14 protein-coding genes and 2 pseudogenes are annotated in these 15814 nt (G+C 26.6%); 5 read left to right on the forward strand and 11 right to left on the reverse strand.

What is annotated here, in order from left to right:
• Positions 1–776 precede the first annotated feature (776 nt).
• Together BM119_RS20080 and BM119_RS18175 are read left to right on the forward strand one after the other, a co-directional pair.
• Complete coding sequence (locus BM119_RS20080) at positions 777–926, forward strand: hypothetical protein (protein WP_177199495.1); 150 nt, start codon at positions 777–779, stop codon at positions 924–926.
• Between the two features lie 140 nt (positions 927–1066).
• Positions 1067–2174 (forward strand): annotated as a pseudogene (locus BM119_RS18175) (IS3 family transposase).
• Between the two features lie 343 nt (positions 2175–2517).
• On the opposite strand, the gene BM119_RS18180 reads toward BM119_RS18175, so the two are convergent.
• Positions 2518–3141, reverse strand: a complete 624-nt coding sequence (locus BM119_RS18180; protein ID WP_242948467.1) for a recombinase zinc ribbon domain-containing protein — start codon at positions 3139–3141, stop codon at positions 2518–2520.
• Between the two features lie 43 nt (positions 3142–3184).
• Positions 3185–3430, reverse strand: a pseudogene (locus BM119_RS20525) (recombinase family protein); the annotation flags it as partial.
• A 172-nt stretch (positions 3431–3602) separates the two neighbouring features.
• Between BM119_RS20525 and BM119_RS20475 the strand changes: the two are divergent.
• The 3 genes from BM119_RS20475 to BM119_RS20085 all read left to right on the forward strand — a co-directional run bounded on the left by BM119_RS20475 (position 3603) and on the right by BM119_RS20085 (position 5147).
• Positions 3603–3737: a hypothetical protein gene (locus BM119_RS20475; RefSeq protein ID WP_278336806.1), complete on the forward strand. Its 135-nt coding sequence runs from the start codon at positions 3603–3605 to the stop codon at positions 3735–3737.
• A 216-nt stretch (positions 3738–3953) separates the two neighbouring features.
• Positions 3954–4559 carry a hypothetical protein gene (locus tag BM119_RS18185; RefSeq protein WP_090043134.1) on the forward strand — a complete coding sequence of 202 codons (606 nt, stop codon included), beginning with the start codon at positions 3954–3956 and terminating at the stop codon, positions 4557–4559.
• A gap of 15 nt (positions 4560–4574) precedes the next feature.
• Positions 4575–5147 (forward strand): hypothetical protein, encoded by a 573-nt coding sequence (locus BM119_RS20085; RefSeq protein ID WP_090043135.1) that lies wholly within the window; start codon positions 4575–4577, stop codon positions 5145–5147.
• A 360-nt stretch (positions 5148–5507) separates the two neighbouring features.
• Here the strand turns inward: BM119_RS20085 and BM119_RS18195 are convergent, their stop codons facing one another.
• The 9 genes from BM119_RS18195 to BM119_RS18235 all read right to left on the reverse strand — a co-directional run bounded on the left by BM119_RS18195 (position 5508) and on the right by BM119_RS18235 (position 15303).
• On the reverse strand, positions 5508–6185 hold the full coding sequence (locus BM119_RS18195) for a hypothetical protein (protein ID WP_090043136.1): 678 nt from the start codon (positions 6183–6185) through the stop codon (positions 5508–5510).
• 1527 nt (positions 6186–7712) lie between these two features.
• On the reverse strand, positions 7713–8951 hold the full coding sequence (locus BM119_RS18200) for a hypothetical protein (protein WP_090043137.1): 1239 nt from the start codon (positions 8949–8951) through the stop codon (positions 7713–7715).
• 1561 nt (positions 8952–10512) lie between these two features.
• Complete coding sequence (locus BM119_RS18205) at positions 10513–10836, reverse strand: hypothetical protein (protein WP_090043138.1); 324 nt, start codon at positions 10834–10836, stop codon at positions 10513–10515.
• Between the two features lie 167 nt (positions 10837–11003).
• Positions 11004–11567 (reverse strand): signal peptidase I, encoded by a 564-nt coding sequence (gene lepB / locus BM119_RS18210; RefSeq protein WP_090043139.1) that lies wholly within the window; start codon positions 11565–11567, stop codon positions 11004–11006.
• Between the two features lie 186 nt (positions 11568–11753).
• The gene (locus BM119_RS18215) at positions 11754–11957 is read right to left on the reverse strand and encodes a helix-turn-helix transcriptional regulator (RefSeq protein WP_177199496.1); all 204 of its coding nucleotides are present in this window, start codon (positions 11955–11957) and stop codon (positions 11754–11756) included.
• 2 nt (positions 11958–11959) lie between these two features.
• Entirely contained in the window at positions 11960–12346 is a 387-nt protein-coding gene (locus BM119_RS18220) for a hypothetical protein (protein ID WP_090043140.1), read from the reverse strand.
• Between the two features lie 408 nt (positions 12347–12754).
• Positions 12755–13000 (reverse strand): hypothetical protein, encoded by a 246-nt coding sequence (locus tag BM119_RS18225; protein WP_090043141.1) that lies wholly within the window; start codon positions 12998–13000, stop codon positions 12755–12757.
• Between the two features lie 112 nt (positions 13001–13112).
• Positions 13113–14348 (reverse strand): homoserine dehydrogenase, encoded by a 1236-nt coding sequence (locus BM119_RS18230; protein ID WP_090043142.1) that lies wholly within the window; start codon positions 14346–14348, stop codon positions 13113–13115.
• Positions 14349–14439: 91 nt separating this feature from the next.
• Positions 14440–15303 (reverse strand): homoserine O-acetyltransferase/O-succinyltransferase family protein, encoded by an 864-nt coding sequence (locus BM119_RS18235; protein WP_090043143.1) that lies wholly within the window; start codon positions 15301–15303, stop codon positions 14440–14442.
• Between the last annotated feature and the right edge of the window lie 511 nt (positions 15304–15814).

Raw genomic sequence — 15814 nt, forward strand, 5'->3', positions numbered from 1 at the left:
TATTCATTTTTTTCTTTTCCACCTTTCTATATATATTTAATTACTTAAAAATTCTTAATCTTTTTCCATAGAAGAATTGATAATCTATATCATAAAGAATATTTATATATTTCAAATATGTATTCAAAATATATAAGTATTTTTTATGAACAATAAAAATTTTCAATAGCCAATGCTGTATTTATATATGAAAATATGACTAATGATGTATTATTATATCTAATCTTCCTTACTTAACCATAATATCATATAAAGGTTGCTAAAAATGTAAAAAATACTCATAATTTTTAAAGCTTTTAGTTTTTTTTACAACATTTCCATGTGTATTGCGACATTTTACAACATTATTGCATAGGAAAACGTTTTTATTTTTGTTAAAATAATATTCTCTTTAATTGTAACTATTAAAAGTTGCTTTAGGTATATTTTTTTAGGCTCATTATAAATCTTATAAATGGAGGTTTTTAACTATACTTTTAACCGCGGCAAATAACTTAATCCAATATTGAATAATATCATCAATAGCTGTAGAATTTATAGCAAAAGTAACATAATGATTATTGTGGTATCTTATAAAATGGCTTAACTAAGACGTTAATATAAAATAAATATAATAAAACAGGCTAAATGTTTCTCATTTGAGGACATTTAGCCTGTTTTACTATATTTAAAAGGGATATATGTCCCTAAAACCACGTGCATTTTTGACACTTTTGATTTTCTATATAGATATTAAAAAAATAATAATTCATTTTATAGATAAATAGATGTAAAGTATGAGATTAAATGAAGATGATTTGGAACAATTCAAGAAATTTGCTAAAGAGAATGGATTAAATCAACATCAAGCGTTTAATAGTCTACTAAATATGGTTAAGTTAGAAAATGCTAAAGAAAAACTAGGAGATAGAGCAAAGAGTATTTAGACATTTAAAGATACTATTAATAGTGGTGTTAGTATAAAGTAGTAGACACATTAAGACGAACTAAGTAAAATAATATTTAGCTAATAAAAGATGTGTCCAATATGGGAAAGGGCAAAAGATACGATCAATAATATAAAAATATGATAGTAGATCTATATAGATCATGAATGAGCTTATCAGAGATAAGTAACGAATATGGCATTGCAAAATCAACAATCAATGGCTGGATTAAAGATGTAAAAGAAATTAAAATAGATGAAAATGAAGTTATGACATTGAAAGAAGTTAAAGCCTTAAAAAGGGAAATGGCAAAAATTAAAGAGGAAAATGAAATATTAAAAAAAGCTATGGCCATATTTGCAACAAGAAATTAGATGTAGTAATAGAATTTATAGATATCAATAAAGATAACCATGACATTAAGACTATGTGTACCGTTCTAGGCGTAGCCAGAAGCACATACTACAAATCTTCTGATAAAACTAAATCTATCAGAGAAAAAGAAAATGAGGAATTAAAAATAGCTATTAAAAGAACTTATAAAGATAATAAAGGAATATATGGTGCTCCTAGGATTCATCATATACTTAAAACAGAAGAATTTAAGGTATCATTAAAGAGAATCCAAAGGCGTATGATTGAACTTGCTCTTTGTTCAATAACTGTAAAAAAATACAAGTCTCATTCAAATAAGAAAGTAGCAGAAGATTTGGAAAACGTTTTAAAAAGAAATTTTACAACTAATTCTATTAATGAAAAGAGGGTTGGAGATATTACATATATTCATACTATCAAAGATGGTTGGTGCTATTTAGCTTCAGTTCTTGACTTACATTCTAAAAAAATATTGGCTACGCTTTCGGAAAGAGAATGACTAATGATTTAGTTGTTAAAGCTTCAAAAAATGCTTATTATAACCAAGCTCCTGATAAAAATGAACAATTAATATTTCATAGTGACTTAGGCTCCCAATACACTAGCAATGATTTAAAAGAGCTATGTAAAGATTTTAATATTACACAATCATTTAGTAAAAAGGTCTGTCCTTACGATAATGCTTATATAGAATCTTTTCATTCTTCATTAAAAAAAGAAGAAATTTATAGAAATACATATCGTACCTTCGAAGAAGCAAATCTTGCTATTTTTAAATATATTGAAGGCTGGTACAACAGGAAAAGGCTACACTCTGCTCTTAATTATATGACTCCAAATCAATGCGAATTATTAGCTAGAAGTGCAGCTTAAAAAGTTTGACTTTTTGTGTCCAATATATTGACATAAAACCAAAACTTTGTTGTTACTAATCTTCGTAAATATTATCCGAATCCTAATGTGATAGCTCACCCTACTTGGGATATCATCGACCGCTTCTGGAATCTTGATTTTTCTTATACCGATGCTCGGTTAAGAACCAAATATCCTTTTTATGGATTTAAGTTAAAGCCTCCATATAAAAAATATTTTAACGCAACATGACACTAATGTGAAATTTTTTCATATACTTTTTTACAAATATGTTTTGGACCTTAATTTAAAAGCACCTTGCAAGTTTCATCAACCCACAAGGTACTTCTAAGCATTCTAATTTTTACATCTCCACCTCAACCTCTACCCCAGACTTAAATTCTACCGTAATCTTATCCTCATACACCATACTCTTCCCAATCAATCTTCTTATTAACTGCTCATCACATTCATCTATAAGCATTGGTTGCTCCTTTAGAAAAGCTGTCATATCCATAAGTCTTTGACCCACTGCTTTCTTTTCTGCCTCTTCTACTAAAGCATTATGCTTTTCTTCTCGCAGGCGATAAATTTCGTCAGTAATGTCATTATAAACCTCTTTAGAATTGGCCCGTATTAATAGTTGCTTTTGTAATTCTTCTAGCTTTTTCTCTGTTTCAGCTACTGCAGTGGTATCCTGTTCATTAATTACTATTTCTATATTATTGCTAAGAAATTCTAAAAAATCATCCTTTTGCCCCAACAAATCATTAATTGCTTTTATAACTTCATCCTTTAATAAATCCTCAAACACCGTCCTTGAATTGCAAACTAGGCCCGTGTTCTCCAATCTGCTGATGCATCTCCAAACAATAGATTTCTTGCCACGGTTGTTCCAATGAACTCTGCGATATATCTCTCCACACTCCCCACAGAAAACAATTTGTGAGAATGGAATGGCTACAGCTAAAGTTTGTCTTCTTGCCACTGATACTAATACGGCCTGTACTTCTTCTAATTAGTTCTTCCTGAACCTGCATAAAAATCTCTTTTGGAATTATATCCTCATGGCTATTTTCTGCATAATATTGAGGCACAACACCGTTATTTGTAACTCTCTTTTTAGTAAGAAAGTCCACCGTATATGTTTTTGGGAGCAAGGCGTCACCCATATATTTTTCATTTCTCAATATCTTGTTTATTGTACTAGTATGCCATCTTTTTTTATCTGCACTTGTCAGTATCCCATCGTAAAATATACTCTTTGTCAAGGACAATTAAAAAAAGTCTAGGCATAATTGAGAAGATGATTTCTGTATTGAACAGGAGGCATATTAGGTATTGTATTTTTTAAAATAATTCATTCTTAGCTTTTAATAAGTTATTTTGAGCCTTAAGACATTTATACTTTTCTTCTATAGATAATTTCTTTTCACTTGGTCTTCCAGCATGTCTGATTCAGTTAATTGGGAAAATATTTGGCAAAGTGTACTATATTTTGGGGTATCAACATTTGGATGGATAATAGTTTTAATAGTTGTTATACTTTTAATAAAATATGTATTTAAAAAGAAAAATGCTTAGTGAATATTATTTACAGCTATTATAATAATAGTTTCTAAAATATGACTCCTATAAAGAATATAGGAGTCATATTTTTTTATATATTATATTAGCGTTTTTGTTTAAAAGAATATTGATAAAAATATTGTAGTTATCTTAAAAATGTGTAAAATATTGTTATAATATTATATTTGTGGTATTGTATTAAATATAATATTATTTAAAGGTGGGGGTTATATGAAAAATAAAACATTTAAATTTTTAACATGTATAGCTATAAGTTTTGCTTTACTTTTTAGTATTACAGCACCTGCATTAGCAGCTACACTATCTGATATATTATATCGAGTTGAACCTAAAATTGTACGTATAAATAATGATGATAGCTTAAAATCATATTTATCAGAAGCTCATAAAGGTAGTTTAAATGTTTCAAAAATGGTTAAGTTAACATATTATAAAACTTATTCTGAAAACATTGATATAACTGATTTATCTATGGCAGTGGAAATTTTGGGACATGTTTATCCAGATAAAATTGCTAAGTACTTACCTTTAGGGTTAGGAGATAAAATACTTGTACATACATCTGTTATAGACATTGGAGAGCGTAGTATTGACTCAAATAGATGGGTGTGGGATAGTATAGCTGCTGTTATTCCATCATCAAAGCTTTTAATGAGATCAGCTATACAATATGATGTAGAAGAACAATTAGATGATATTATTTTGTCAGCATCTCTTGAAAATAAGAATTTAAAATTAAACAAAGATATAATGCGTAAAGTTTTAATGGATATTAACAATGGAACTGTTGATCCTATTTTTCTAAATTTAAAATAAGTATGGTATTAATAAATGTTAATTGATAAATTAAAAATTATTAAATATATATCAATAGTTTCCATGTTTTTTGAGGCCATTATATTAATAATAATTTTATATCCTATTCAACTAACTATTAAAGATATTTTCATATTTGAAACTTTAATTTTATTACCTTTTGTTTTGTTTTATACTGCATTTTATAATGTGAAAACATCATCAATATTTATAAAAAGGTTATTTTATTTTTTCTTAATAATAGTGTTTATAAATACACTTGCTAACCTATATATAGGTTCAAAGTGTATTTATACAAAAAAAAATTGGGAAAATAATTTAGAAAATAGAGCTTTAATGTGGGTGGATACGAAAAATAAAATTAACTTTAAAAATATCTCTAAAAATGACTTAAAGAATATTTTTGGTGAATCAAATTTAGACTATTCCCAGGCAGAACCATTATGGAAAGCAAATTTAAATAAAAGTAATGAAATTATATGTTATAGACTTATAAACAATATAGGGATACATTCATTTATTCAAAACATAGCTTTTGAATTGAAAGATGGAAAAGTTGTTAATTACACTGATGTGTTGTTTGATTAAATTTCAAATTAAAAACTAACATTAAATTTACTTCAGATTTTTGATTAAGCTAAATAATATTAATGAGTTTTATTTATGAAACTTATATGTATTAAGTAATAAAGAAAGCACTAAGAATTTATATTCTTTAATTCTAGAGAATATAAATTCTTATATTTTTTAGAAGATAAATTTAAATATTCTAAAATTCCCTTATTTTTTTTGTTTAATTCATCTAATAAATAACAGCATTAATTATTTTGAACTGTTGTCATTTTAAAAATATATTCTACAGGTAAATGTACTTTTAAATTATTTTCAATAGATTAAGACTCTTAAATTTTAATTTAAAATAGGTTCAAATAAGACATTTATTTGAATCTAACTATGTCTATCTAAAAATTCCTTTAAAGCTAAACTTATAATATCTTGCTGTTTAAATTCTTTATGGCAATTTATAAATTCATTAAATTTCTTTAAAACGTTATCGTAAATCTTAATTGTCTTAACTTTTAAATCTCCACTAAGTTCAGATATATCAATAGCACTTCCTTTATTTAAAGATTTATTCCCTAAGAGCTTTAATATATTATCCTTATATTTTAAAAGTTCTCTTAAATCCTTAATTTCACTATTTTCAAGTGAGTATATTTCCATATTACTTTTAGTAATATTTATATTACCTTCTTGAATATTTTCAAATTTATTATCCTTTTCATTTGCATTACTTTTATCTTTACAATCAAACGGACCCACTACTGTATTACTTTTGGTAATATTCACATTACTCCTTTGAGTTTTCTTACTTTCATCTTTAGGTAGATTCGTATTTATATTATTTTTTACTTTTGAATCCTTAACTTCACTATTTTTTATATATTTATTTACTCTTTTATTAAAAACATATCTATTTCTAGTAAATCTATTTCTTATAGTGCTTCTAGGTAAATTTAACTTCCTCTCTATAACATCTCTTAAAGTTAAATCTTCATCTAACCTACTATTTATATAATTAACTTGTTGCTCTACATTTAGCATGTTAAATTCATCCCTATCCATATGGCTCCCACCCCCTAAAATATTACTCTTAGTAATATTTTATTACAATTTCACATATAAGTATTATTTTACAATATTAACCTTAAAATTAAAAACTTCGCTAAATGTTGATTTATCGAACGAATCTCAATTCACGTGGTAGTCATCAGATAACCTATCTAATTTTATAGAATATTTTGAAATATAATCAATAATGCAGCATGCAAATTCCTCTATCAACAATATCATTAAAAGTTACAGGTGGACACCATAGTACCTTCTATTCATTTCTTATCAAACAGTATTATTTTAAGTATAAATATATTGTTTTAATACAAAAATTAAAACAATATATTACCAAATGTTTGATTTTTCATGTTGTATTCTATTGTTTTTTATAAGTTCTCCAAACTACTATAGTACAGCGTGAATTTCTAATTTTTTAAGATGAATTCCTTATTCTCCTGTATTTTTCAAGGTTTTTATGTGTTAAACAAATAATATCTTTACAATATCGTTCTATAAATTTAATGCAAAATTCATCAGATACCACATGCTTGTTCTTTATGTGGTATCTAGTGAATTTTTAGCGTTCTTGAAACTACTATAGTAATACTATTAAAAATTGGCTACGCTCTTTTTAAATTGACAATTGAGAATTGACAATTGACGATTATTGTTAGAAATCACAGACTTCCTGACTATGAAGTTGAAGGTTGAGAGTGGAGAATTGAAAATTATGGTTAAAAATCACATATTTTCTTCAATTGTCAATTCTCAATTGTCAATTCTCAATCGTTAATTCTCAATTAACTCCAATCTTCCTAATAAGATTTCATCCTTAACTATAAGCTCTCAAATTTCAACTAATATAATGTTTTTAACTTATATGAAAATTCATCAGATACCACATGTTTGTTCTTCATATGGTATCTAGTGAATTTTTAGCGTTCTTGGAACTACTATAGTAATACTATAAAAAAGTGTCTGCGCCCTTTTTAGTTGGAAGTGGATAGTTAAGAGTTGAAAATTTAGGATAAAAATCACAGATTTTCCTTAATTTATTTTTTCATTTTAAAGATCTTCCTTAGAAGATTTATCCTTCAATTCTCAATTCTCAATTAACTCCAATCTTCCTAATAAGATTTCATCCTTAACTATAAGCTCTTAAATTTCAGCTAATATAAGGTTTTTAACTTATACGAAAATTCACCAGATACCACATGTTTGTTCTTCATGTGGTATCTAGTGAATTTTTAGCGTTCTTGAAACTACTATAGTAATACTATAAAAAAGTGTCTGTGCCCTTTTTAGTTGAAAGTGGATAGTTGAAAGTTTAGGATAAAAATCACAGATTTTCTTTAATTTATTTTTTCATTTTAAAAATCTTCCTAATAAGATTTCATCCTTCACTCTCAACTAGTATAGGATCTCTAGCCTTAGGCTTTATAAATATCTTAGCCTTTTAAATTTTTATATTTTATTGTATAACATAAGTCCTTCATTCTACTATAAATAAAAAATTACTGTCTAAAGTTCTTGAAACTACTATAGTAAAGATTCTAATTCTCTTTTCTTAACTTGATTTTCTTTTCCTTCAATCTTTATTAATGTTTCTCTGATTTTATTCATATCTACATTGCTTAATATTCTTTGAACTATTGAACTATCCATATGAACATCATTAAGAGACATGAGTATATCGTAAATTGTATTAAATTTATTTTCATTGTTACTTTCAATTGATTTTACATCTTCATTAGCCTTTAATTCTTCAATACCATCACCAAAAACAAATTCTAATCCAGTACTATTCTCATGAACTTCTTTTATATAGCCTATATCTATTAGTTTTTTACAGGCTTCCCTTATTCTTTTCCTTCTATATTTTTCAGGCTTTTTATCTGTTAATGGTATCTTTTGATAAAGAGTTTCCCATGTTAAGTAAATTCTCTTTCTCTTAGCTCTCCATTTATTTAAAAGTAAATATATTTTTTTAGCTATCCCCATTTTAAGTTGCCTATATTCCTCATAGTTAAAAATTTTAAAATATGAATTACATAAGCTTTCATAGATAAAATCATCAATTACGACACTTGTCATATCCTTTATTTCTCTATAATTAATTCTCTTTTGCCCTTCTCTAAGCTTACTATATCTATAACTTTTGTAATTAGTTACGATTCTAGTAGATTCTTTCTTCTCAGTAGTCAAATACTCTTTTTCTTTTACATCTAAAAAACTTCCACCTGCTTTATTATATATGGTTGTATCATTTAATATCTCTAATGCTATATCTAATTTATCAAACACATTTTTTCCGAGGCTCTTATACCCCATCTCTCTAGCAAGTTCGCTTAATGAAAAATGTATTGTTTTATTCATGTTCCACTTTTTTTCTTCCATATCAAATTCAACGCACTTATTTTGTTTAACGTGAAGTCTAAATAATGCTGTTAATACATCAAAACAATATTCATCTGGAACGCCCCATTTACTACCTCTAACTTCTATTTTCTTTTCTATACCTTTACTGTCTTTCCACACATATTCAATGGCTGTTAAAGGTTCCTTTTCCTTGTAATAACTTATAAATGGCAATTCAATTAAGTTTCCTTCTAGTATGCTTTCATCAACTGGTATTCTTAAAACCTTTACTTTGTTAGAAGGTTTCATTCCTTTGTATGTTTGCTCCTGTGGTTCCTCAAAATACTGTTGTTCTATTGAATTTCCATTAAATATGTTTTCAATTTGATCTACCATACTTAGTTGTTTATCATCATTCATTTTTAATTCCCCCTTCACCTCTCAATTTTCAACTTAATCTATTTAAATCCATATTATAAACTTCTTAAAATTAGCGTTCCCCATTCTACCATACTCTTTTTTTGAATTGATAATTGAGATTTCACAATTGACAATTGACCAAAGGTTACACCCTTTTTAGTGACAAGTTAAAAGTGGCAAGTGACAAGTTCAGGTTGAAAACCACAGGTTTTCTTTAATTTATTTTTTTATTTTTAAAATCTTCTTAAGAAGATTTATCCGCAACTTATAACTTGCAACTTGTAATTTGTCACTCTTTAAAATTTTCAACCTTCATCTCTCAATTTTCAACTTAATCTATTTAAATCCATATGATGAACCTCTTAAAATTAGCGTTCTCCATTCTACCATACTCTTTTTTTGAGTTGAGAGTTTTAGTAATAAAAACCCTAGATCCTCAATATACTATACTGCATATAAAATTCATAAATATCCTAGTTATGCACAAGTTATCAATAATTAAAACCGTTTAATCTACTGACTTCGAAGCACTTATTAACATTATGCACATCATGATTTATACACACAGTACCATACCTATAGTATTTTCAAGATCATTATAGAGTATTCTCAGGATCTAACTATAGTATAACCATGGTTCAAACTATAGTCAATTCATGAACTTTATAGAGTATTCTCATGAACCAAAAACCTACTCTAGCCCTTATATATCAATGGTTTCAAAACATGATAAGAATATTATAAGAACTTTATAAGAATATATATATAAGAATAGGAATAAGAAGGAGCACCACAACCTCTCTATTCCTAATCTTTTTTATTAAAAATTCAGCGTTTTATTTTTTATTAAATCTTAATGAATTACCACCTTTCCAAATACATATTTATTCCTGTAATATCAAAATAAAGTTATAATATAGTAGATACATTTTAAATAGATAAATACCAATCTATTAAATGCAATGGAAGATGATTTTTATGAAACATCAATTTAAATATTTTCTTTCAACACTTTATTACATCTTATAAATCTTAAACTAGAAACATCCCATAAAAAACATACGCTCAACATTAAATACCCTTAAAATCCTTTTAAAAAGGATTTTAAGGGTATTTAATGTTAATCTGTAGTATTTGCCCATGCTTCATATAAACTGCTTTAAATTACATGTAACGAATTTTAAAATGTATACTGAAAATCATATATCTATTTAAGTTTAACAAGATAATAAAGATATCCCACAAACAATATATAAATTAAATGCAAAAGATTATATAATATCAGGTTTTCTTATAGATAATTAAATTAAAATTATGGAAAAAATCATAAGGTTTCATTTTAAAAAGCTTTAAATGTATGGCATAGACATACGTTTAAAGCTTTTTTTCAGAAAATTTCTATTATATTTTTATAGTATTTAGGCACATTCAAAAAAATAACTAATTAGTATGCTAATCTATTTCGTGTCATACTAGGTCAGTAATCTTAGCCCATAGCCTGTACTACGAACTAATATCACCTCCTTGTTTGGCACGAAATATACATGGCATTTTTGACTTGTTATTTTCTTTCATGTGACTTACCATATCGTTTAAAAAATACTAGTATACCTAATAAATTGTATATTATTACAGGTACAATCATACTATCCATATTATACCACATGCAAATAGGTATCATCACTGATATGGATGATAATAATAGTCCAATTAACATAGTTTTTATTGAGTTTGAAGAAATAATACCTTGAATAATGAAAATAATTGGAAATATAATATAGATTCCTAATATAATATTTTTACTATCTGGAGAAGACTGAGAGTCTATAAATATAAATATAAAAATTAATAAACTTAGTAAAATTGTTGAAAGTATTTTTTTCATAAATTGTAAGACCTCCTTTTAATAAATATATAGGTATATATGTTGTAATATGCTTTCTACAATCTAATTTTAAAATTACTTTTAACTTATCATTATTATGGTTATTTAATTAAATGTAGAATTTTAATTGCAACATATACACTAATAATGTTTAAATGGACAATGAATTAGTTGATATAACCAATTCTATTAAAAGGATATACTCTAATTCTTACCTTACCTTGAATATTACTTCCATCTATATACGGATTTTTCCAATACCTAGCATCATCACTTTTAGCTCTATTATCTCCAAGCATTAAATACTTTCCTTGTGGAACTATAAAAGAACCCTCTTTATCACTTGGATTTTTAACATAATCTTCTACATATTCTGTATCATTAATATATACCTTACCACCATTCTTTATATCTACTTTATCTCCTGGTAGTCCTATAACCCTTTTCATCAATAACTCTACAAATTCTTCCGACTTAAATACTACTATATCTCCTCTTTTTATACTTTCAGGATTATATACTTTTGTAGCAAAAAATTGATCCCCAACTTCTACTGTTGGAACCATTGATGGTGTAGGTACTTTTACCTTAAACACTAAAAAGTTTCTTACTAAGAGAAACAATATAACAGCTACAATTAAAGGAATTAACCAATCAAACAAAAATTTAGTAAATCCAACTCTTTTCGGTTGAATTTTCCTTTCTACACTTTGTATTTTATTTTTACTCATTATTCTCACACGCCTTTCATGCTATCGTATATATCTTTCACTACGATTTTAGTTAAACTCATATCTATATGTTAAATTTGAATTCGATAATAATTTGTGCAAAAATGGCTTACATCAATTGTAAATTGTCAGTGGTCAATATTACCATTGTGCGGCACTTTTATAGCAGCTTCATCTCCTTATTTATTAATCTTCAAATTTAAATAATTCTTCAACTGTTGTATGAAATACTTTTGCAATATCCATTCCCATTCTAAGTGAAGGATTGTATCTTCCATTTTCTAAATGAACTATTGTTTCTCGTCTTACGCCAATCAATTCAGCCAATTCACTTTGTTTCATTCCTAAGCTTTCTCTGTATTCTTTAACTTTAGTTATTAATCTAGGCATTATTACATCCCCCTTGAATCAAGGACACAAAAGATAATACTACGTAATACGGTAAGAATACACAAGCTAATCACTATTCCATATCCTATAACCATTGAATTTGTATTTAGTGCACAAGGAAAAAGTAAAATACCGAAAATGGCATAAGATAACTTCAAACAAACAGTATTTGTTTTACTAAGAATTTCTTTTGTATATTCATCAACTACGTCCCTATTCTTTTCTACTATATACAAACTTATAAACATACATGCTAATATGGCATATTGCAAATATGTGTGTATTGGATTGTACTTTTTATTTACCAACATCCAATAGAATAGAACTAATAATAATGCAGGTATAATTTTTATAATCATCCATACTTTTAAACTAACCCTTTTTTTCATAATATCCCCTCCAAAGTGATATATTTGTAACTTATGTTATAAATATATCACTTGACTTTTTACTTGTCAATAATAAATGTGACTTATTTATAACATGAAATCTAATACCACCTACCCATATAGGAGTAAAACAAAGATTGGTAAGTATACTGTTACTTGTGTTGTTACAGTAGAATAAAGTAAAAAACTTAATGCTTATAACTAAAAAGTATTATAAGCACTAGTTTTTTTTCTGGCGCTTTCAATTTTATTTAATATCTAACTCTTATCAATGGTAAAATCAAAAAAATAAGAAGTGATAATTATTAGAATAAAAAACATCATAGTAATAAAATGGAACCTATAGTATAGACAATTATAAAAAATAGTCTATTCATAGGTTCCATTTTAATTAACTTAATCTCTTTTTTATAATTTTCTTAAGACTGTAAATCCATTAATACTGCCTAAATATATAAAAACATATGAAATAATATTTGGTATTATTTTAATATTTTCATTAACATCATGAAACATTAATAAAATACTACTACCTATCATAATAAAAAATACACTTACAAACATTAACTTTATTTTAGGGGCATCAATAAATAGAAGTTTATTTATTCCAAAAACTATACTCGCAACTAACAAAATTATAAAAATACTTCCCATATTCCCCCCTTAAATCTAGTTATTTTCCACCTATATTATATCATATACTATATGGTTTTTAATACATACATTGAGGCTATTTTCCACCGACCAAATTTAGCATCTTATAGTATTAACTAGCCAACATATCAAACTTTATTAGGCTTTTTACCTTAGATACATATGGGTAGCTCTTAATATTATCTAATCTATTTTCCATCTCTATCTCTGAATTTACTCTAACCACAACTGCTATTTCATTATTCTTTGATGAAGGTATCTCTAGTATTTCATTGAAATTTAATTCTAATAATTTTTTAGTATTTTTGATATCCTCAGTAGTTATTCTTATTAATGCTTCACATTCATTAGGAAGATATTTTTCAACTGAATAATTATTATGTGAGTACTTTATGCTGTGGATAAAATTTCTATTAATTATATCTGATAAATCACTACACACCGCAGAAGCAGTAGGAAACATTCCTGCACCTTTTCCCGTAAAAGTAAGTTCTCCTACAGCATCACCTTCTAAAACAACAGAATTAACTTCATCATTTATGCCAAAAAATTCAGACCTAGAATCTACTAACATAGGCTTGACCCCTCCGTATATCTTCCCTTCCTTTTTAGCACTGTAAGCCACTAACTTTATACAACAGTTCTGTTTTTTAGCATATAAAAAGTCTTCCTTATCTAAATCTGATATTCCTTCAATTGATATATCTTTCCAATATATTATTCCATTAAAGGCTATAGAAGATAATATAGATAGCTTTCTTGCTGTATCATAACCCATAACATCTGATTCTGGATTAGCTTCTGCAAACCCTAATCTTTGAGCTTCCTTTAATGCCTCATCATAATTTATTCCCTCATAATACATTTTAGTTAATATAAAGTTTGTTGTGCCATTAAGTATTCCTTTAATAGATAGTATCTTATTACTACTTAGGGAGTCTACTAAAGGCTTTATTATTGGAACTCCTCCAGCTACGGCTGCTTCTAGTTTTATTGTTACATTATTTTCTTTAGCTATTCTAGAAAGTTCACTTCCATGCTCTGCAATTAAATCCTTATTGGCAGTAATCACATGTATTCCCTTTATTAATGCCATTTTTACATATTTATAAGCTGGGTTAACCCCTCCCATTACTTCAATAATAACATCAATATCTTCTGAGAAAATATTGTTTATATCCTCTGTAACTAATTCTAAATATCTCTTATTTACATGTTTATTTTCATCCTTTACTAAAATACCTTTTAAGTTTACATTCTTATATAAATCTATATCTTGTTTTGCTTTTTCAATTAATTCTACTATCCCTGTGCCAACTACTCCATAACCTAGTAATGCATAGTTCATACAATTCACCCCTCTATTTAATTAGGCATATGAAAGAAAATAAAAAGTCAAATATACTAGCATACTGACTTGTTATTTTTTTGAATTTGCCTTAAGCATAATATTTAATCCAATTACTAAATAAAACTTTACCTTCATTCCTCCAACTATAGGTTGGCTCTTCTTTAATGTTGTCCATTGGAAAATAATTTTTAGGAGTTTGTGACTTTATCCCCATTGATAAATCTCTAAAGTACTCCTTCTTTAAAACATTTCTGTCATATTCAATATGACCTAACATAAAAAACTTATTTTTATCAGACAATAAGAGCTCCCATACTTCCTCGGAATGCAAAAGTTCTTTAAGACCATGATTATTTTTTAAGTCTGACCTTAAAATCCCACTATATCTAGAATGAGGACAATTTAAAGGAAATTTTAAATTATCCAAAATCCTCTCTTCTCCAATTTTATAATGTTTGTACACTCCAAAAGTCTTTTTATCACTTATATGCTTTCTAATACCATAATAATGATATAATGCAGCTTGGGCAGCCCAACATATAAAAAAGGAGGTCTTTATATTTTCTTCAATGAAATTAAAGATATCTTGAAGTTCACTCCAGTAATTTACATCTTCAAAAGGTAACTTTTCTAAGGGTGCCCCAGTTATAATTATACTGTCTAACTTTTCTTTCTTTATATCTTCAAGAGTTTCATAGCTATTTTCTAAATACGATTTATTAATGTTTTTAAATTCATGATTTTTAATTCTTAAGAATCTTAAATACACTGGTTGTTTCATAGAATCAAATATTTTTATAAATTGTGCTTCCGTTTCATATTTATCTGGCATTAAATTTAAAATTCCTATACTTTTCAAATTCTTAGGTTTCTTTAAACTTATAGAGTATTCTATACTTCCTTTTTCTAAAAGATTTAAGCCTTCCAAAGGCTTTTTTAAATATATTGACATATTTTATCCCCCCTTCAAAATAATTACGGAAGTCTTCTAATAAAGCACATGAAATAAAATAACAAGTAGAAAGATGCCATGTAATAGAACAAAAGGCTACGCCCTTTTTTAATTGACAATTGAGAATTGACAATTGACGATTATTGTTGGAAGTCATGGACTTCCTAAATATAAAGTTGAAGGTTGAGAGCGGAAAGTTGAAAGTTCAGGTTGAAAATCACAGATTTTCTCTAAATTATATTTTTTAAATTTTAAAATCTTCCTTAGAAGATTTATCCTTGAATTGTCAATTTTCAATCGTCACTTGTCAATTTCTTAAACTCTTGCAACTTGTCACTTTTAACTTATCACTCATTAAAGTTTTCAACTAAAAAATCTATATATTTTAATAGTTATCAAAGTTATCCACAGGTTTGAAATTTTATAATATCCTATAAAGGACAAAAGTGACTGCACCAATTTTCAATTCATAAAACCCTAATTGTACTCATTGAAAATTTCTTTTGCAATT

This window comes from Clostridium frigidicarnis (assembly GCF_900111985.1).
GTDB lineage: Bacteria > Bacillota > Clostridia > Clostridiales > Clostridiaceae > Clostridium_Z > Clostridium_Z frigidicarnis.